The sequence below is a fragment of the Marinobacter sp. R17 genome (genome assembly GCF_003789045.1).
Taxonomy (GTDB): domain Bacteria; phylum Pseudomonadota; class Gammaproteobacteria; order Pseudomonadales; family Oleiphilaceae; genus Marinobacter_A; species Marinobacter_A mangrovi.
Genome location: NZ_RHGZ01000014.1, coordinates 43230 through 62509 on the forward strand (window position 1 = coordinate 43230; position 19280 = coordinate 62509).

The following is a 19280-nucleotide window of genomic DNA, read 5'->3' on the forward strand; positions in this document are numbered from 1 at the left end:
GACCCGATGTGACTATCGCCTCGCTCGAGAAGAAGCTGTTTACCCGTGATGACGCGGGTTTCAAGAAAGAACTGTTCGACATTCTCGATGCGATGGAAAAAGGCAATCCGGTTCTTGGTGGTGAGCGCATGACCCAGCAAGGAAGTGCTCACCGGTCACCCGGCATCTATCCATTGCATAAAGATGCCAGCTTCTTTGACAACCAAAATGCGGTCCAACGGCTTGCGACATGTATCACGGGTTTTCTCTGCTCTCCCAAGCTCGAGTTGGAAACCCTTGAAATCCGCAAGCTGATTTTCTACAAAACGCACCTGACTGATATTTTCTACCTTTCGGACTTCGGCAACCTGGATCACGTGATGGCATACCGGGATCTCTGGTCCGCGAACGGTGGATTCCAGCTGAAAACGGATGCGGATGTCTTCATGCTGATGATCTGCTGGACGATCAACAGTGAGATGGAGATGCCGTTCGAGACTCTGCTTGAACGGATTCCGCAGGAAATGTTGTATACGCTGACAGCCGTTTTCTATCAGCTCGAACAGATCCAGACCCATCGGGGCTTCGATAATTTTGAAAAGGCATTCGACGCCTTTCTCAAATTGCCGGAGGGCCTGGATGTCTCCCTGTGCGCCATCATGCTCGTCAACATCTGGATGGGCTGCTCGTACTGGGAAACCCCGCGGCGCCACGAGATCAAGCGCAAAATCAACGGACTGATCCGCGCCAAATACCCCGAGATCAAAGAAGTCCCATCAAGGGCACTGCCGGAAAAACCGCGGGTCGCCATACTCGTCGAGCGTTATCGGTCCGATCACGCCATGTACCGCTGCTATCACGCCCGTATCGCGCCACTGAAGAACCATTTCGTCACGGCACTCTTTGCCGCGAAAGGCGACGTCGACGACAACAGCCGCCAGGATGCGCATCAATTCGTCGAGGTCGATGGCGGAGTTGAAAACCTTCTCAAGACGGCGAAGAAAATCCAGCAGTTCCAGCCCGACGTCATCATCTATCCATCGCTGGGGATGAATATCTGGACGGTCTTCCTGTCCAATTTCCATCTGGCACCGGTCCAGATCATGGGCTATGGCCATCCGGCATCCGCCATGAGCGAGATAATCGATTACGGTTTCCTCAGCGGGTATTTCGAGGGGCCGGACTATCAGCGTTGGTGCACTGAGCGGCTGATTCCCTGCTATGGCGAGAAAGGCCATACGACGTTGCACCCCCAGTTGGATGGTGACCTTCGTACGGCTCATCTGGACATAGACGACAGCCCTGTGCGCGTCGCCATCAACAGCTCTCTGATGAAAATCAGCGATCGCGCGCTCCAAGTGTGCAAGCTCATTCAGGACAACAGTACGAGGCCGCTCGAATTCCACTTCTTTCCGGCTCACAACCGGGGATTCAAACTACCGGCCTTATACAGAAAGCTGCTGCAAACCATCGGCAACAACGTCATCGTCCATGAGCCCCAGCCTTATGGGGAATACATGAGGCATCTGGCCCGGTGCCATTTCGCCATCGGCACATTCCCCTTCGGCGGCACCAATACGAACATTGATGCCATGTTGCTGCAGCAGCCGAAAATTTACCTGTTCCCCAATGAAGATCTTGCCAGCTATACCGACGCTAACGACTTTATGCGTTACGACACGGAAAGCGGGTTTGTGCACAGCACAGAGCTGGAACTGGTTGCACAGGCAATCATCTGGATCCACAACCCGAATGAACTGAATGCCGCCAGGGAGCGCGTCAGAAACATGCGGTCAGCCCTGATCGAAAGTTCGGAGCACGCCCGAGAGAGCAATGCCGCCATGAGTTACGTGGATGGCATCCGCAAGCTCGCCTCGGCCTGATCCCACGGACTAACGGCGCCGGGCGAGCCGCTCGAGCGCCGCTCTCTTCTCAAGGACATTCTCGAACACTTCGGGCTCGGAGAAATGAGGCGAAAGCACCGTCCGGTTTCTATGCCGCTCGAACGGTTCCATGATTCCCCTGGACATCTCGCGATGACTGTCCCGGTTATCCCGGCGAAGTCTGTCGACCTCGTCGGGTGACAGGCCGGGATAGGCGTTGGGCAATTCCAGGTCGACGGTTTCCGACACCTCGAAGAGCTGACACAACCTTCGCGGGAGGTGCTCTTCCGAAAGGGCCGTCAGGGACTCGAAGGACACGAAACGCACCCGATCAAAATACGCCCGGGCCATCGCTTCCTTGCGCGCGTAATCCAGGTCGCGATAAAAGGACCGATCCTCAAGGGCCACGAGCATGCGCTGGAAGAAGTCAAACGACTCACAGTACCCCATCCTGACAAACTCGCCATAAATGGAGCGAAGGAACGAATCCTTGTCCCGGGTTATGGCCACAATCGTGACCTCGTGCCCGGTCAATAGAAACCGAAGCCGCTCAAACTTCTCGACGGGGTCGATTCCCTGCAAGCTGAAATTCATGCTCAGGTGTTCACTGGAAAACACATTGAGTTTCCAGGCATCCAGCCTGTCATTGATGGCGCGCCGGGCCGCTTCTTTCCTTTCGTCAAAAACGTCGCGACGGGCATACTTGAGTAACACCTCAAAGATGAATTCGATGTCCTCCGAGGCGTAGTCAATGCGGCTTCCCTCTCCGACCCCCATATGTTGGATGTCAGGATGCGCATTAAAAAAACCGTTCTGCAGGCTGGTCGACATGGCTTTCGGATAGCCGATGTGCACTGTCACCCGGGCCATCTAGATAAAATCCTCCGTCAACATGTCAAGCGACATCACCACAGCGCCACTGTTCTGCTCGACTTCCAACCGCTCGGCAAAAGAGTCGTCGATAAACAGTGCATTGTCGTGTTGAATCACGCTCGATTTGGGCTGCCCTTCGACGAGGTGGTATATCTCATCGAAAAGACCCGCCAGCCTGCTCCGGGTCAACGTTGCCGTTAAATCCCCGGCATGTCGGGTGACAAGGAAGACTGGAAGGTCCCGATTCAAACACGCGAAGATGAAAGCGATGACCCGGGTATTCACCCCTTGTGGAGACAACAGGCAATCATCCAGATCAACATACACGCTGTTAAACCGGACCTTTCCGACCAAGCGCGCATCGAACGCCCGCTCAAGACGAAAGTCCCCCTCCCGGCGCGCAGGGACGGTCACAGAGAAACCCAGCCTCTGATAGATATCCAGCAGGATGAGATTGACCCCCAGAAGCCGGTGCATGCTCATCGATCCGGCCAAACGTGAGGCCACTTCCAACAGCTTGTAGCGGCCGCCTCGGTCTTTCTTGAGCTGGAAGAACCAGCACCCGCTCATGTTCAACTCGGAGGATATACACAGACCGATATCATGGATCTCATCCGTCAGTTCAACCGGACGGCTCGATACGCTGATGCCTGTTTTTATTCGTTCCCGCGTTCTAGGCCCGCAAAACAGCAACCGGGACTGGGGATCCGAAAAACAGTCGACCGTCAGTTCCTCGCCCGGCAGGTATTCGCAAAGAATACCGGTCTCACGTTCCCCCTCCGTCAGCGCTTCCAATTGCGCCCTGTTTTCGATCTTGCGAGCCCCTCTGGAGCCATAGCCGATATCCAGCTTCAGGAAACAGGGGAAATCATTATCCTGGATGGCATCCGGCAAAAGCATTTTAGGGGTGGAAACAATACCGGATAGTGCTCTGTACGTGGTGCTTTTACGCCTTATGATTTCAGCCGTCTTCAGGTGGGCATAGACCACCTGACAACCCAGTTCCGGCTCGGCTTGTTTCAGTAGGTAACCAACCTCATCCATGCCGGGAATCAACAGATCAAGCCGATGAATAGACACACACTGCCTGATCGCCTCTATGAAACCGGAATGATGGATGTGAGGTATATCTCGTCGATTATTACTGAAAAGCACATCGCCGTAGTCAGGCACGCTACTGAGGCCGACTAGTTCAATAATCCTGGCATTTTCAAGCGAACGGAATACCTCCGCAGACACTTCGGAACCCGATGGAAATACGCCTACCCGCACGCAATCATTCATGAAATCGAACACCACCTGGCATCATTTTTCTCCACCGAACCTGCGTGCCTTTATGCGCAGGTAATCGCCTCTGAAAGCGTCAGTAATTCAGCAATTTGATGTAATCGCTGCATTCAGTTTCCACCTGCCTAATTTCGGCGTCAGACAGGACATCACGGTAGCGCCCGACAGAGTCTGCATTGGCATTGCTGTACCACTGTCTCGTGCGCCAGGCGCCGTATTTGGCCCGTGCTTCATTTTTCTCGGCGATGTCGTTGACGAGATCCAGCCCTAAATTTGCTTTGGCAAAATGAATAAAAGCCTCCACATCGCTGACCAGCTCTTCATACTTGAGTGTTACCAAGGACTGTCGGAAGGCGGGGTCAGTGTGGTTGAGACTGGGCGCATAAAAGGACTTCATATGCTGACTCAACTGTTTGATATCCCGGCTTTGAAAAAAGTGTTTCTGCCCCTGCTTGCGAAGCTTCTCGCCCACTTCAATCATCGAGGCGATGATATCTCTGGGATCCCTGGCAATGAGAATAAAGACCGATTCAGGCAACAGTTCATGCAACTCCGGGAAATACATCGTGAGGTGCGGCTCCTTCACGATAACGGTGTCGATCGGATCATCTCGATGCTGGTTTTGCAGATCCGCGACATTAAGCAGGACAGACTCAACCAGCGTTCGATTAAACTGGCGAAAAAAACCGATATCACCAAAATAATCCCGGGTATCATTCTCAAAATCATCTCGGCCGAACTTGTAGGCCGCCATCAATGTCCGCAGATAACTTGCCTCCTTGACCTTTTCATTGGCGGACGGGTGTGAGCACAGCAAGCGCTGCAACATTGTCGTTCCAGAGCGCTGACTGCCCCCCACGAAGCATAGTTTCATGTTAGGTTACCTCTTCAATTGATTCACAAACCAGGCCAGCGATCCGTTGCACATCCCCTTCGGACAATTCCGCGTATACCGGAAGACATAGCACCCGGCCCGCGGCGTCACCGGCGAGGTTCGACACAGCCTCGCTATACAGTCCCAAAGAATCTAGCGACGGCGAGAAATAAGCCCGGCTCTCGATACTATGCTCTTTCAAGCGTCGCTGGACATGGTCGCGACTCTTCCGACTTTTTAACTGGATGGGCATATACGCCCCGTTGTCAGAAGCATCAGCCGACCGCTCGGGCATGGCAACCCAGTTGGCCAACAACCTTCGATACTGGTGTATCACCGATACCCGACGCTCGATGATTTCATCAATATCTTCCAGCATCGCCAATCCCATGGCCGCATGTAGCTCACTCATTTTTCCATTGACACCCACGCTGGCTGGAGACCCATCGACAAGCCCGAAATTAATTAGCTCTTGGGCACGCTCCAAATCGTCGGCTTGCCTGAAAATAATCGCGCCCCCCTCTGCTGTGTGGAACAGCTTGGTCGCATGAAAACTCAGCGTCGCCGCATCCCCCCAGCGCATTAGACTCTGGCCCCGATACTGCACACCAAACGTGTGTGAAGCATCGTACACGAGGTAAAGATCATGCTGGGCAGCCAGCTGGTCGAATGCCTCAACCTGGCATGGGTTGCCATAAGTGTGAACGGGAACGATGGCAGAAACTTCCGGCTCCAGTCGGCAAGTCACATCGGTCGGATCCAGGTTGAGATCGTTCGCATCTATACCGGCATAGACCGGCCGGATCCGCTGCCAGGCCAGCGATGAACTTGTGGCTGGAAACGTGAAAGGCGTTGTTATCGCAGCCCCTTTTATGCCAAGCGTTTCATAGGCTACCTGTAATGCGACCGTCCCGTTCGCCACCGGCAACAGATAGTCCACTCCTAGGTAATCACATAGGCGCTCGCTCAACTCCCGCACCAGCATTCCATTATTCGTGAGCTGACGCGATGCGTATATCCGGTCAAGGTAGGAATCAAGTCTCGATCGTGGGGGGAAATAGGGCCTAGTCACCGGAATCATATTCATCCACCAGAATGCGAACGTAGTCTCCATAGCCATTGCTGGCCATAAACGAGGGTAACCCGCGAATATCGGTCGTCGAGAGCCAACCCTGCTTGAGGGCGATCTCTTCAAGACAGGCAATCTTGAAGCCCTGCCGCTTCTCGATCGTCTCCACGAATTGGGCGGCTTCCAGCAAACTTTCGTGCGTTCCCGTATCGAGCCAGGCAAAGCCGCGCGTCAGTTTCTCGACAGCGAGTTTTCCGCGCTCCAGGTAGACCTGGTTCACCGATGTTATTTCCAGCTCTCCCCGGCCGGAAGGCTTGATTGATCGGGCAATATCGATGACGTCGTTATCGTAGAAATACAGCCCGGTCACCGCGTAGTTGGATTTTGGCCGACGTGGCTTCTCTTCCAGAGAGATCGCACGACGATCCCGGTCAAACTCAACCACACCAAATCGCTCCGGATCCCGAACCTGGTAGCCGAAGATTCGAGCGCCTTCTTCAAGCCCCGCCGCTTCCCTCAACTTTGGTGAGAAGCCCTGCCCGTAGAAAATGTTGTCCCCCAGAACCAGGCAAACAGAGTCCTGCCCAATGAATTCTTCGCCAATCAGGAAGGCCTGGGCCAATCCTTCCGGTGCCTGTTGGACGGCGTAGGATAAACGGATCCCAAAGCAGGCACCGTCGCCCAGAATGCGCTGGAAGCTGTCGCTGTCCTCGGGTGTGGTGATAATGAGAATGTCGCGGATCCCAGCCAGCATCAGCACTGACAGCGGGTAATAGATCATAGGCTTGTCGTACACCGGCAGGAGCTGCTTGGAAACACCCATGGTGATGGGATAGAGCCGCGTGCCGGAGCCTCCGGCCAGTATGATGCCCTTCATATTATCCCGCACTCCCTGAACCCAACCGGCGCCCGTCCGCCCCACTGCCAAACAGCCAGTCCTGATGATCGACGTACCAGGAGACGGTCTGCTGAATACCGGCTTCAAAGGAATAATGCCGTATCCACCCGAGCGTCCTGAGCGCCTTGCTGGGCGAAACCGCGTAGCGGCGATCGTGGCCTGGCCGGTCATCCACAAACCGGATCAACGGACGGTAGCCACCCGGTCGCGGAATCAACGACTGGAGTTGGTCGCAGATAGCCTCGACGACCTCCAGATTGGTTCTTTCCGATTCGCCGCCGACCAGGTAGGTTTCACCCAATTCACCACCGCAAAGGATCCGGAAAAGCGCCCGCGCGTGATCATCGACATGCAGCCAATCCCTAATTTGGTCGCCCTGACCGTATAGTGGCAACGGTTGCCCGCGCAGTGCATTGAATATCGTCAGGGGAATCAGCTTCTCGGGATACTGGAACGGCCCGTAATTGTTGGAACAGTTGCTCAACACCACGGGCACGCCATAGGTACGCCCCCATGCCCTGACCAAGTGATCCGATGCGGCTTTTGTTGCCGCGTAGGGAGAGCTCGGCGAGTAAGGCGACACCTCATTGAATGGTGGCGCATCAGGCGACAAATCACCAAAGACCTCGTCCGTACTGATGTGGTGAAAGCGGAAGGCGTCGCGTGACTCGGTGGAAAGTTGCTTCAGGTATTCCCTGGTCGCTTCCAGAAGAACAAACGTTCCTACTACATTGGTTTGCAGGCAGGCTTCCGGGCCATCGATCGAACGATCGACATGGGATTCCGCGGCCAGGTGCATGACGGCATCCGGACGATGCCGTTCGAAGACGCTCGTCACGGCCTCACGGTCGCAGATATCCACCTGTTCGAAATGGTAGCGCGTGCTTGCCCTCACGGCGTCCAGCGCTTCCGGACTGGCTGCATAGGTCAGCTTGTCCAGATTGATCACTGAAACGTCGGTTTCCTGAATTAAAAACCGGATCAACGCAGAGCCAATAAAGCCCGCCCCTCCGGAAACCAGTACCTTCATATTATTCTTCAACTCGTTGCGGCAACACTGAGCATAGCGGAGCAACATCCATACCGAAACTGATCCGGCCGTTTTATTTACGACAAAGTCTTTTAAAACAGTGGATTGTAGAAATTATCGACAGGTTGGCACAGCTTTCGCTCCACTCACCTCAACATCGATTCATCGCCATAAAAGCTGCAGATTCTTGCCGCCTCCCCTTAAAAAGCGGCCAGAACGATCACGAGGTGAAACATGCAGGCACAACACCAACCCCAAGTCGCTTCCCGCAACCAGGCAACCATCGCGCGTCTGTTGCTGGCCGCCAACAGCGCCTACGGCGAGTCCAACCGACCGGATAACAGCTACACCCAGCGCGTGGAAGCCCGGGCTGAGAGTCGGCAATTGCTGGCCCAGGTGATGGAGCTCAGCCACGAGAACGCGGCGGCATGGGGGCTGTTGGGGCGCCTGGAGATGGACGACGGCAACCTGGATACCGCCAGGGCCCTGTTCGAACGCAGCCTCGACATCAATCCGGACCAGCCCCAGCAATATACCAACCTCGGCTACTGGGCCCTGGCCTGCGAACGTCCTGCCCTTGCCGAGCAGTATTTTCAGGAAGCCCTGCAGCGTGACCGGCAGTCTGCCGCCGCTTTCTGTGGCATCGCCCACGCCAAACGGCGGCTGGGGCAGTTCGATGTGGCCTACCTGCATTACCGCAAACTGCTGCAGCTCGATCTGAACTGGCCGTCGGTCTGCGCAGGCATGGTGGCGTGTGCCGGTCATTTGCAGGTCGACCGGGCGGACCAGGAGCTGGCTTACGACGCCATCACGTTGCTCAGCCGGGACGATGTTGCGCATCAGGAGCTGGGTCGTTTCGCGGCGGGCATCCTGTGCCAGCAGTATGATCTGGATAACCCCAACGCGGCGGTCCTGCTCGAAGCCGCCGCCGAAGACGAACTGCTCCTGCTCGCCCTGGAAAAGACCCTGATGCCGGATGCCCGGATCGAAAATCTGGTCACTCTGCTGCGCCATGCGATTCTGGCGGAAATTGCACAAACCGCAACGCTCCGTGACGACATGCATCGGCTTGCGGCCGCGATCGCCCTCTATGCCGACCGGACTGGTTATGCACTGCTGGTCAGCGATGCCGAGGAACGGCTGCTCGATGCCATCAACAACAGCATCCGCGCACAGTTCGCCATGGGTGAGCGCCAGGAAGACATCGCCGGCTCGCTGATGATCAGCGCCCTTTACGGCGCCCTGTTCCATCAATCCTTCGCTGTCGATATCGGCCGCTGGAACCTGACGGAGTGGCCCGTCGGCCTGCAACCCCTGATGGCCGCCAGCTACTACAATCGCGCGATGGAAGAAGCCATCAAACAGCCTTTTGAAGAGAAAGCCGCGGAACTGACACGGGAGCGAGCCGATGTGCCGCAAGCCTGGCCCACGTGGCAGACGCTGTCCCACCACAGCGAAAGCAGCCTGAAAGCAGTGATGAAAGCGAAGCTGGGCCTGAACACCGACTCGCTGCCGGATACCCTGCGCATCATGGTGTGTGGCGCCGAGTCCGGGCAGCGGGCGCTTGAGCTTGCCGCCTCCCTGAGCGACGTCGAAATCGTGGCGGTGGACGAGTCTCTCCCGAACATCGCTCGCGCCAGTCGGACCGCCCAGGAAATGGGGCTGAACCACATCGTGTTCTGGCCCTGGTCGTTGGCCAGTCAGTTCATTGCAGATGGCAACCAGGTGCACTGGCTCGAAATCGGTCGCCTCCCTTCAGAACAAATGAGCTCGCTGTCACTGGCCCAACTGGTCGATCAGGCCAGCGGCCAGGGCGCTGTTGTCCACCTGCACACGCGAATTGAAGGCGACTCGGAGGCCGACAGCCATATTCGTCAGCTTATCCGTCAGCATGAGCTGCCAGAAACCCGCGCGGCACTGCGTCGACTCCGGCGCATGATCATCAATAACGCCCAGGATCCGGAACTTGGTGCGTTGCTTCGCGAAGATGATTTCTATGGTGCGGGGGGCTGCCACAATCGTTGGTTCCGTCCCCAGGACAAAACCCAGCTGGCGGGTCTGATCAACCTGCTAAGCAATGAAGTGAACTGGAAGCTCGTCCGGGCCCAGGACAGCGACGGCCACAGTCTGGCGTTGGCGCCGGTGCAGAAGCAGCTTCAGGCGGAAGCAACAGGCAGCAACGTGCAGAGCGTTCAGGGCCAGCCGCTGACGCTGTACTTCATGAAGCGGCGTTAGTCCTCATCAAGCCACCCGCGTCGGTCCTGCCGATCGCGGGTGGCTGATAACCTTCCCGATCAACTACCCCGACTCTCGAGAAAACGCTGCCAGTCCGCCACATCATCGACATCCCACCGATGGGCCAGCTGCCGGACCACAAAGCCCGCTTCAGTCAAAGCCTGGACGGTTTGCTCGAGCGCTCTCGAAGTGCCCCACTCGATACCGGACAACGCATCTCCAAGATCACAGCGGGTACCGATCAAGACAAAACCGCCATCGTCGGACGGTCCCAGAACCACATCCGCCTCGGCCAGCGCAGCAAACGCCTGACTGACATAGTCCGGGTCAACCGACGGGCAATCACTGCCGACAATCACCGCCTTCGGCGAGTTTTCCAGAGCGGTGCCCAGCGCATGGGCCATGCGCGCGCCGAGATCCGTGCCGTTCTGGCTGAACTGGGGAATCGCCAAATGGTGCAGCTGAGTCAGAAGCTTATCGGCGTAGACCTGCACTCCGGGTGGCCGGGGCCTGTCCCACCAGAAAGAGAGCGGATAAGCCGTTGCCGAGAGCGAGTCGAGCACCGCAGTCGTCAGAACCAAGTGCGCTTCAAGGGCTTTCTCGTCGCCAATGCCGGCCGCCAGCCGGGTCTTGACCTGTCCCGGCTCTGGCCACTTGGCAAACTGGATCAGCACGCCGTCGGACGACTCACTCGGATTTGGTGCGTGCATCGGGGTAATAGACCTGAGCCAGCTTGAGCGGGTCTTCGCCCCGCCAGTAGCGCCAGCGCAACTGCCACATCAGCAGTATGGTTTTGAGGACGCCCTGTCGCTCCCACCGACGGCTGTCGGTGGTTACCCGGGAATGGATACAGTAAGGACGGGAAAGCGCCAACAAGCGTCGACTGAGGGCGATGTCTTCCATTAATGGCAGGGCTTCAAAACCACCCACCTCCTGGAAAATCACACGCCGCGCGAATATGGCCTGATCGCCGGTAGCAATGCCGGTGATGCGTGAGCGCTGATTCATGAACCAGCCAATCACCCGGAAGATCAAACTCTCCCCGGACAAACGCACGTCGAACCGCCCCCAGGCCGCGGGGCTGTCAACGAACTGTTGCAACTGCGGCAGGGCATCCAGGGGCAGCCTGGAATCCGCATGCAGGAAGACCAGCACCTCGCCGCCTGCCAGGGCAGCCCCCGTATTCATCTGGTTGGCTCGCCCGCGCGGTGCCGAGACCAGCTGATCGCAAAGCGGCTCCGCGAGATCTCGCGTGGCGTCACTGCTGCCGCCATCCACCACGATCACCTCGTGGCCCTGATCGCGCCAGCCCTGCAACTCATTCAACGCCACGACAATGCCCTCCGCCTCGTTCAGGACAGGCAGGACAAAGGAAACATGCAGGGGTACCGTACCCAAGGAAAACTCCGTGACATTGCACAGGAAATGACGCTATTAAATTAACAGGTCCGGTCCCCTGCAGCCAAGCGTGAAAGACGACGTCGGCAACCCGGTAGAGGCCTCTGATGCTCGCAGGTTGAGCCCGGCGCACCCCATGGGTATGATACCGGACCCGCGCGCCCCCGTAGCTCATCTGGATAGAGCGGTCCCCTCCTAAGGGACAGGTAGCAGGTTCGAGTCCTGCCGGGGGCACCATTGCCTTTCCCGCTGATTACAGCGCCTTGTCACTCCACCTTCGGTGTCGGTCGCACCAGGATTTCGTTCACGTCGACATGGGCCGGTTGTGACACGGCATAGATCACCGCGCGGGCAATGTCGTCGTCGACCAGCGCATGCTCGGGCTTCTGATCGAAGAACGGCGTGTCGACCATGCCGGGCTCAATCAGCGTGACGCGAATGCCCGACCCTCGCAGCTCTTCCCGCAGACCATAACCGATCGCCGACACGGCCCATTTGGTCGCGCTGTACATGGATCCGGGAATGGTCGCCCGTCCGGCGGCGGAACCGGTCAGCAGCACCTGCCCTTTCGATTCCCGTAATGCCGGTAAAGCCGCCTGTAAGGTCAAACCAACCCCGTAGACGTTGGTGAGGATCATATCCCGCCAGGCTTCGTGATCGGCACCGCTGAATCCACCCGGTGAGCCGCCGCGTCCGGCGTTGGCAAAGACCACGTCCAGGCGCCCGAAATGTTCCAGCGTCTTGCTGACCACCGCTTTCTGCTGGTCGAAATCCTGGACGTCGCAGGACAGCGCCAGCGCCGTGGACTCGCCACCCAGCTCCTCCTGCAGCGATCGCAATTTGTCGACGGAACGCGCCGCCAGCGCCAGTCGATAACCTTCTTTGGCCGCAGCCCGGGCTGTCGCGGCACCAATGCCTGAAGAGGCTCCTGTAATCAACATGACCTTGTCTGTCATCATCCGTCCTCCTGTTCGTCGGTAGATTGTGTCGAAAGTCTACGCCCGACACTAACATGTGGACTTCCGTTGCCGGGCCTCGGGATGGTCGGGGCAAAGACACGCTCGCGTTTACGCCCAATTGGCCCACATTATGCAATCCGATACCGGTAAGCGTTGAAACCTTGACGTTCGGGGATCGAAAACCATGTCTCTGCTGACATCACTGATGCGGGCCGGCACCAGTTTCCAACAGGCCACAGAAAACCGGGCAGCCCAGAAGGCGGCCACACAAGCCAATGCTGGCGCGGATGTCGAGAAATCGGCTGCCACCGACAGTGACAGCGTCACGATCAATGGCGGGGAAACCCACAAGGCATCCAGCAAGCTGTCGGTGAATTCGTTCAAGCAGAATGTGGGGCAGGATCATGCCTTTGTGAAGGATACGCTGCGGCACAAACTTGCCGAGTACGGGCTGAACCCGGCAACACGCATTGCCGTCTCCAGGAAAGAGTCCGGCGATTTCTCCATCAACGCGTTGATGCCGGAATCGACCCGCCAGCAGATCGAGAAGGACCTGGATAACAACAAAGCGTTCAGGCAGGCGTTTGGCCGGCTCAGCGTGAACGAGCCGACCGTCTCCTTTGTGGACACTGCCTTGCGCCTGAACCAGGCCTATGGCGTCAGCAACAGCGTGCTGGACCAGATGGTCAGCGAAAACCAGCAGTTCAATGGGCTGCAGGACCTGGCCCACCGCTACGACAGTCTGCGCAAAAACGCCGGCGCCACCGCCCTGGAAGCGGCCGGCCAGAATCGCCAGTACGCCTTCAGCCTGAATACCCGGGCCTGATCCGGTCGTACGACCTTACTGGAACGGGCCGGGATCTCCCTTGCCAACCCGGGTCACTTCCGGGACTTCCCCGCAGAAGTTCACAACCGTCGTTGCCTCGAAGCCACAGAACCCGCCGTCAATAATCAGGTCCAGTTCATGCTCAAGGGTCTCACGAATCTCGTACGGGTCGGTCATCGGTTCGGTCTCACCCGGCAGGATCAGGGTGCTGCTCATGATCGGCTCACCCAGTTCTGCCAGCAAAGCCTGGACGATGGGGTTGTCCGGCACGCGCAGACCGATGGTGCGGCGCTTGGGATGCAATAACCGACGCGGCACTTCGCTGGTGGCATCGAGGATGAACGTGTAAGGACCGGGCGTGAAATTCTTGAGCAGGCGGTACTGGGTGTTGTCCACCTTGGCGTACTGCCCGATATCGGACAGGTCGCGACATACCAGCGTGAAGTTGTGCTTGTCGTCGAGGCGGCGAATGCGCTTGATGCGATCCGTCGCCTGTTTGTCTTCAAGCTGACAACCGATGGCATAGGCCGAATCCGTGGGATAGACCACGACACCGCCCTTTCGCAGGATGTCGACAGCCTGGTTGATCAGGCGCAGCTGTGGCGTCTCCGGATGAATCTGGAAAAACTGGCTCATGGGGCATCCTTTTTGATTGAGCGAAATAGGTCATCCGGTCAGGACCGGTGCAATGATGTTCCTGGCGAAAGTGAGCTTACGCCTTGTCGTGCCGGGACCCGCCAAGACACTGGGGCGATGCTGGTGATACCCCGTTGCGGGCCTGCCATTCCTCGGGCGTATACAGATGCAGGGCGAGAGCGTGGACGCCGGCCTGCAACTCCGCTCCGAGCGCACCGTAGATCGCCTGGTGCCGTTTGACGCGGTTCTTGCCGGCAAAGTCGTCACTGACCAGCGTCACCTTGAAATGCGTCTCCGAATTCGGGGGCACACTGTGCATGTGGCTTTCGTTTTCGACCGCCAGGTGCGTCGTCTGGAACCCCTGGTTCAGCTTCTGTTCAATGGCAGTCTGGATGGGTGCCGTTTCGGCCATAAAGAACCTCCCTTAACAATACTCTCTATTGTAACGTAATCCCGACCCCGCCTGCTTGAGAAGACGCGGTCCACCCTTGACACGATCCGGCGGGTTCGCCATCTTCCATCGCCTGTTTCCGACCCGGTATCACCATGCGCCTGTTCATCGCCGAAAAACCCAGCCTCGCCCGCGCGATTGCAACGGCCCTGCCCGGTCATATCGAAAAAGGGCAAGGCTACCTGCGCTGCGGTGACGGCGACGTGGTGACCTGGTGCATCGGCCACCTGCTGGAACCGGCGGAACCGGCCCACTACGACCCACGCTGGAAGTCCTGGCGCCTGCATGAGTTGCCGATTTTCCCGGAGCAGTGGGCCGTGCTGCCCAAAAACAACGTGCGCAACCAGCTCAAGATCCTGGAGACGCTGGTTGGCCAGGCGACAACGATTGTCCATGCCGGCGACCCGGATCGCGAGGGCCAGCTGTTGGTCGACGAAGTCCTGCGCTATTGTCGCGTGCGCATGCCGGTCGAGCGGCTGCTGATCCAGGATCTGACCCCCACCGCGGTGGTACGGTCACTCTCGCAATTGCGCGACAACCGCGAGTTCCGGCATCTGTCCCACTCTGCCCTCGCGCGCCAGCGGGCGGACTGGCTCTACGGCATCAACCTGACCCGGGCCTACACCCTGCGCTACCAACAACAGGGCCAGCAGGGCGTCTATTCCGTGGGCCGGGTCCAGACGCCGGTTCTGGGGTTGGTGGTGGAGCGGGACCTGACCATTGCCAACTTCGAACCCAAGCCGTTCTATACGCTCACCGTCACCGGAGCGAGCCGTTCGGAACCGCCGGAAACGTTCACGGCCCGCTGGCGACCGGGGGAAGCGTTCCGACAGGCCATGGACGAAGAGGATCGCGTCCTCGACCGAGACCTGGTGGAAAAGGTCGCCGCCGACGTGGATGGCCGGACGGGCACGATTACCCAGGCCCGCTTCCGTGAACGCAACGAAGCACCGCCGTTGCCGCTGTCCCTGTCGGCCCTGCAAATCGAGGCCGGTCGCTTGTACGGCCTGGGCGCGAAATCCGTACTGGATGCGGCCCAGTCCCTGTATGAAAAGCACCAGCTGATCACCTACCCCCGATCGGATTGCCGATACCTGCCTGAGGAACACTTCGGGCAACGCCACGCCGTGGTCGAGGCGCTGCAATTTATCGCGCCCGGCCTCTCCAGACTGGCACAGCAAGCCGAACTCAAGCGCCACTCCCGCGCGTGGGACGACAAGAAAGTGGATGCCCACCACGCGATTATTCCGACGACCCGGAAGCGGCCGGCGGGCAATCTCAGCCGATCGGAGATGCGCGTCTACGAGCTGATCAGCCGCTACTACCTGATGCAGTTCTTCCCCGATGCCGTTCACCGCGAAGGGCGACTGGACCTGACCGTGGCCGACTATGACTTCCGCGCCACCGAAACCGGCGTCCTGGACGCCGGTTGGAAAGTGCTGGAAATCCGCCTCAAAGAGCAGAATGAAAAGCCGGCACGGCCGCTGCCCCGACTGGACGTTGGCGATCCGGTCGATTGCACATCGCCCCAGATCAAGGATCGGATGACGCAGCCACCCAGCCATTTCACCGACGCCACGCTGCTGTCTGCCATGACAAACATCGCCCGTTTCGTGTCGGACGCCGAGTTGCGCAAAACGCTGCGCGACACGGACGGCCTGGGCACCGAGGCGACCCGGGCCGGCATTATCGAAACCCTGTTCAAGCGGGACTACCTGATCCGTGATGGTCGCGCCATCAAGTCGACGGAGAAGGGCCAGGATTTGATTGGCGCACTCCCCGATGCGGTGGCACGGCCGGACATGACCGCGGTCTGGGAAGCCACGCTGGAGCGGATTCGCCAGGGTGAAGGCGACCCAAGGGCGTTCCTGGCCTCGATTGAAAACCAGATCGGCGAGCTGCTCGGCCCGATCCGCTCCGCACCAGCCGCAAGCGGCTCCTCGAGCGGACCGGTGGAGCAAACCGGCGTCCATTGCCCGGCCTGTCGAGCCCCGATGCGGGAGCGGACCGGCAAGTTCGGCCGGTTCTGGGCCTGCACGCGCTACCCCCAATGCAAAGGCACGCGCCCAATCGAAGACGACAGTGATCACAACGACGGCACCGACCAGGCACCCGCGCCCTGCCCGGCCTGCTTTTCGCCCCTGGTGCGTCGTCACGGTAAAAAAGGCTGGTTCTGGGGCTGCAGTAATTTCCCCGCCTGCCGACAAACAGTAGGGGATGTCGACGGAAGGCCGGGTCGCCCGCAGTAGACGTCTCGCCCCCGCCTGAAAAGCACGCTATCCGTCGCCATTTATTACAGACCTCTGGAGCATTCGGGCGATCTGGTTAACAGTACGCTACACATTGACACTGACCCCTCGCTGGCAATTTGCAACAATATTCAATGCGATGGCGGTAATGGCGCACGACAATACGCAGGAGACTTTCAATGCGAATCGCATTACTGGAAGACGAGCTGGCTCAGGCAAGAAACATCGAAACCCTGCTGGCCGACAATCAACACCAATGTGACAGCTTCCAGACCGGCCAGTCTTTCCTGAGTGCTGTCACACACCGCAGTTACGACCTGCTGATCCTCGACTGGCAGATTCCGGACATGACCGGCATTGACGTGCTGAAGAGCGTTCGCGAGCAGCTCAACTGGCCCATTCCCGTGGTTTTCCTGACCCAGCGCGACAGCGAGCAGGACATTGTGCAGGCGCTGGACGCCGGTGCCGACGATTACCTGTCCAAACCGGCCCGTCCGGGCGAGTTGCTGGCGCGCATCCACGCCCTGGCCCGCCGCAGCAACCCGGAGGTTGATCGCCCGGTACTGGAGTTCGGGCCGTTCACCATCGATACCAAGGCACGCACGATTGTGCTGCACGGCGAACAAGTGACGCTGACCGACAAGGACTTTGACCTGACCCTGTTCCTGTTCCAGAACAAGGGCCGCCTGCTCACCCGCGAAATGTTACTGGAGCGGGTCTGGGGCGTGACCCGCGACATCAATACCCGGACCGTAGACACTCACATGAGCCGCCTGCGCCGGCGCCTGGGTATCAAGCCCGAGAACGGCTTCCGCATCAAGACCATCTACCAGCGCGGCTACCGCCTGGAATCGATGGACGAGATCGCCCTGGATGCAGCCGACGATGGCTCACTACCGATCGGTGATTCGCCGTCCATCCAATGACGTCTCCGACGGGTTAAACGATTCATGCCGATGCTATCCACTGTCATCCGTGCCGCCGCCCGGCTCCTGGGCGGCCTCACGTTATTGATCCTGGCCTCGCACACCCAGGCGGACCTGTCCGTCACCCATGGGTCACAACAGGGCAACCTGCAGGTGGCCCAGGCCCATGGCGTGGATGACTGGCGCTACACCCTGCGCCCGGGCGAGACCGTGGAACAGGTGGGCAAACGCCTGCTGGCATCCACCCACAACCTGAATCAGCTCCTGCAGCACAACGGGGTGTCCAGCCCCGGTGACATCGTGCCCGGCCAGAGCATCCGCATCCCGGTCAGCTGGCTTGAGAAGAGTCCCGAACCCGCCGTGGCCCTGGCCGTTTCCGGACCGGTTCAGCACGTCGACGGTGTGACCGGGCGGCGCCAGGCGCTGACGGCACAGTCCCGCATCCGAGCCGGTGACGAAATCGCAACGGGTAGCGGTTTTGCCGTGGTTCAACTGGCAGACGGCTCCCTCCTACGCCTCGGGCGCAACACCGACCTGATGTTCAACCGACTTACTCGCTTCGGCAAGACCGGCATGGTGGACACCCGCATGCGCCTTGACCGGGGTGAGCTCGACGCGGAAGTGGAAAAGCTGATCGACAAAGGCTCGCGCTTCGAGGTTGATACGCCCTCTGCTGTGGCCGCTGTGCGGGGAACCAAATTCAGCCTGCAAGCCACCTCATCGACAACCCAACTTCAGGTGACCGAAGGCAAGGTCGAATTCGGACCACACGGCCGCACGGTTGGTATACCGGCCGGCTACAGCGGGACAGCGGGCTTGGGCACCCAAAACCCGGTGGACATCCGGCATTTGCCGCCGGCGCCCGAACCCGGCGCGATCCCCGGCACCACCAACAAGATGCCGCTGGACATCGCCTGGCAGGATATCCAGGGCGCCCAGGCCTATCAGATGGACATTTTCAACACCGACACAGGCAATTGGGTGGCGCGTAAAACGTCGTCGTCGCCCAAAATGCGCCTGGATAATCTCGCCAATGGCCATTACCAGGTGCGGCTGGCGGCCATCGACCGCCATGGCAATCCCGGCATGCCCGACAAGCAGTCCATTACCGTGGATCAGAAAGCCCGCGCCGCCGAGCTGCAAACCCCCGAAGCCGACGCCAAAATTGATGACAAGATGCCGTCGTTTGCTTGGACCTATGAAGGTGATAACGAGGTAGGCCGGGTGGAAATTGCCAGCTCATCTGACTTTTCGGACCTGGTGGCCACCAGCGAGTGGGCGCCGGACAGCAATGCAATTCCATCCCGCGCCCTGACTCCTGGCGAATATTACTGGCGGGTGGTGACCCGCACCGGGGGTAACTCCAGTGCCACCAGCCAGCCGCGTAAACTGGTCGTCAATGGCACCCTGCCACCGGCACGGATCATCAACATCAACTACGTCGACAGCCAGGTACGGATCTTCTGGCAACAGGTCGCAAGCGCCGACAAGTACCAGCTACAGCTGTCTGAAGACCCGTCTTTCAAGCACATCATCAAGGAGGCGAACGTGGCCGACACCACGGCGGCCTTGCGCCTGATTCCCGGAAGACGGTATTTTGTGCGGCTGAAAGCGCTTTCTGATGGACCGATCAACGGCCGATGGGGACCGGGCAGGGAGCTATTTGTCAATTAAACCGTAACGGATGGAGTCCGTGTCAAAGCGTCG

Annotated in this window: 17 protein-coding genes and 1 tRNA gene; 7 read left to right on the top strand and 11 right to left on the bottom strand. The window is 58.8% G+C overall.

Features of this window, described 5'->3' with window-relative positions; genetic code table 11:
* The first annotated feature begins 8 nt into the window (after nucleotides 1–8).
* Nucleotides 9–1862: a hypothetical protein gene (locus EB809_RS11470; protein WP_123634961.1), complete on the top strand. Its 1854-nt coding sequence runs from the start codon at nucleotides 9–11 to the stop codon at nucleotides 1860–1862.
* 9 nt (nucleotides 1863–1871) lie between these two features.
* On the opposite strand, the gene EB809_RS11475 is transcribed toward EB809_RS11470, so the two are convergent.
* The 6 genes from EB809_RS11475 to rfbB form a co-directional block, all read right to left on the bottom strand.
* Nucleotides 1872–2732, bottom strand: coding sequence for a hypothetical protein (locus tag EB809_RS11475; protein ID WP_123634962.1), 861 nt, complete (start codon nucleotides 2730–2732; stop codon nucleotides 1872–1874).
* Nucleotides 2733–4019, bottom strand: coding sequence for an ATP-grasp domain-containing protein (locus tag EB809_RS11480; RefSeq protein ID WP_123634963.1), 1287 nt, complete (start codon nucleotides 4017–4019; stop codon nucleotides 2733–2735). It lies immediately after the preceding gene.
* Between the two features lie 79 nt (nucleotides 4020–4098).
* Nucleotides 4099–4896, bottom strand: a complete 798-nt coding sequence (locus tag EB809_RS11485) for a sulfotransferase family protein (RefSeq protein ID WP_123634964.1) — start codon at nucleotides 4894–4896, stop codon at nucleotides 4099–4101.
* Between the two features lies 1 nt (nucleotide 4897).
* On the bottom strand, nucleotides 4898–6016 hold the full coding sequence (locus EB809_RS11490; protein WP_317848718.1) for a DegT/DnrJ/EryC1/StrS family aminotransferase: 1119 nt from the start codon (nucleotides 6014–6016) through the stop codon (nucleotides 4898–4900).
* Complete coding sequence (gene rfbA / locus EB809_RS11495) at nucleotides 5961–6842, bottom strand: glucose-1-phosphate thymidylyltransferase RfbA (RefSeq protein WP_123634966.1); 882 nt, start codon at nucleotides 6840–6842, stop codon at nucleotides 5961–5963. Before rfbA ends, EB809_RS11490 begins: the two co-directional genes overlap by 56 nt.
* A 1-nt stretch (nucleotide 6843) precedes the next feature.
* On the bottom strand, nucleotides 6844–7893 hold the full coding sequence (gene rfbB / locus EB809_RS11500; RefSeq protein WP_123634967.1) for a dTDP-glucose 4,6-dehydratase: 1050 nt from the start codon (nucleotides 7891–7893) through the stop codon (nucleotides 6844–6846).
* A gap of 234 nt (nucleotides 7894–8127) precedes the next feature.
* Here rfbB and EB809_RS11505 point away from each other — a divergent pair, with 234 nt between their 5' ends.
* Nucleotides 8128–10128: a tetratricopeptide repeat protein gene (locus EB809_RS11505; RefSeq protein WP_123634968.1), complete on the top strand. Its 2001-nt coding sequence runs from the start codon at nucleotides 8128–8130 to the stop codon at nucleotides 10126–10128.
* Nucleotides 10129–10187: 59 nt separating this feature from the next.
* On the opposite strand, the gene EB809_RS11510 is transcribed toward EB809_RS11505, so the two are convergent.
* Nucleotides 10188–10838, bottom strand: coding sequence for a TIGR04282 family arsenosugar biosynthesis glycosyltransferase (locus EB809_RS11510; protein WP_123634969.1), 651 nt, complete (start codon nucleotides 10836–10838; stop codon nucleotides 10188–10190).
* Nucleotides 10816–11526 carry a TIGR04283 family arsenosugar biosynthesis glycosyltransferase gene (locus EB809_RS11515; RefSeq protein ID WP_123634970.1) on the bottom strand — a complete coding sequence of 237 codons (711 nt, stop codon included), beginning with the start codon at nucleotides 11524–11526 and terminating at the stop codon, nucleotides 10816–10818. Before EB809_RS11515 ends, EB809_RS11510 begins: the two co-directional genes overlap by 23 nt.
* A gap of 160 nt (nucleotides 11527–11686) precedes the next feature.
* On the opposite strand from EB809_RS11515, the gene EB809_RS11520 reads away from it, so the two are divergent.
* Nucleotides 11687–11763 (top strand) — tRNA-Arg (locus EB809_RS11520).
* Nucleotides 11764–11792: 29 nt separating this feature from the next.
* On the opposite strand, the gene EB809_RS11525 is transcribed toward EB809_RS11520, so the two are convergent.
* On the bottom strand, nucleotides 11793–12485 hold the full coding sequence (locus tag EB809_RS11525; RefSeq protein ID WP_223807924.1) for an SDR family oxidoreductase: 693 nt from the start codon (nucleotides 12483–12485) through the stop codon (nucleotides 11793–11795).
* 184 nt (nucleotides 12486–12669) lie between these two features.
* Here EB809_RS11525 and EB809_RS11530 point away from each other — a divergent pair, with 184 nt between their 5' ends.
* Nucleotides 12670–13311, top strand: a complete 642-nt coding sequence (locus tag EB809_RS11530) for a hypothetical protein (RefSeq protein WP_123634971.1) — start codon at nucleotides 12670–12672, stop codon at nucleotides 13309–13311.
* Nucleotides 13312–13326: 15 nt separating this feature from the next.
* On the opposite strand, the gene EB809_RS11535 is transcribed toward EB809_RS11530, so the two are convergent.
* Both EB809_RS11535 and EB809_RS11540 read right to left on the bottom strand, forming a co-directional pair.
* The gene (locus EB809_RS11535) at nucleotides 13327–13947 is read right to left on the bottom strand and encodes an L-threonylcarbamoyladenylate synthase (protein ID WP_123634972.1); all 621 of its coding nucleotides are present in this window, start codon (nucleotides 13945–13947) and stop codon (nucleotides 13327–13329) included.
* Nucleotides 13948–14023: 76 nt separating this feature from the next.
* Nucleotides 14024–14359, bottom strand: a complete 336-nt coding sequence (locus EB809_RS11540) for a BolA family protein (protein ID WP_123634973.1) — start codon at nucleotides 14357–14359, stop codon at nucleotides 14024–14026.
* 134 nt (nucleotides 14360–14493) lie between these two features.
* On the opposite strand from EB809_RS11540, the gene EB809_RS11545 reads away from it, so the two are divergent.
* From EB809_RS11545 to EB809_RS11555, 3 genes are all read left to right on the top strand, one after another.
* Nucleotides 14494–16647, top strand: coding sequence for a DNA topoisomerase 3 (locus EB809_RS11545; protein ID WP_123634974.1), 2154 nt, complete (start codon nucleotides 14494–14496; stop codon nucleotides 16645–16647).
* 179 nt (nucleotides 16648–16826) lie between these two features.
* Nucleotides 16827–17573 carry a response regulator transcription factor gene (locus EB809_RS11550; RefSeq protein ID WP_123634975.1) on the top strand — a complete coding sequence of 249 codons (747 nt, stop codon included), beginning with the start codon at nucleotides 16827–16829 and terminating at the stop codon, nucleotides 17571–17573.
* 24 nt (nucleotides 17574–17597) lie between these two features.
* Nucleotides 17598–19247 carry a FecR domain-containing protein gene (locus EB809_RS11555; protein WP_223807925.1) on the top strand — a complete coding sequence of 550 codons (1650 nt, stop codon included), beginning with the start codon at nucleotides 17598–17600 and terminating at the stop codon, nucleotides 19245–19247.
* Nucleotides 19248–19280: the final 33 nt, after the last annotated feature.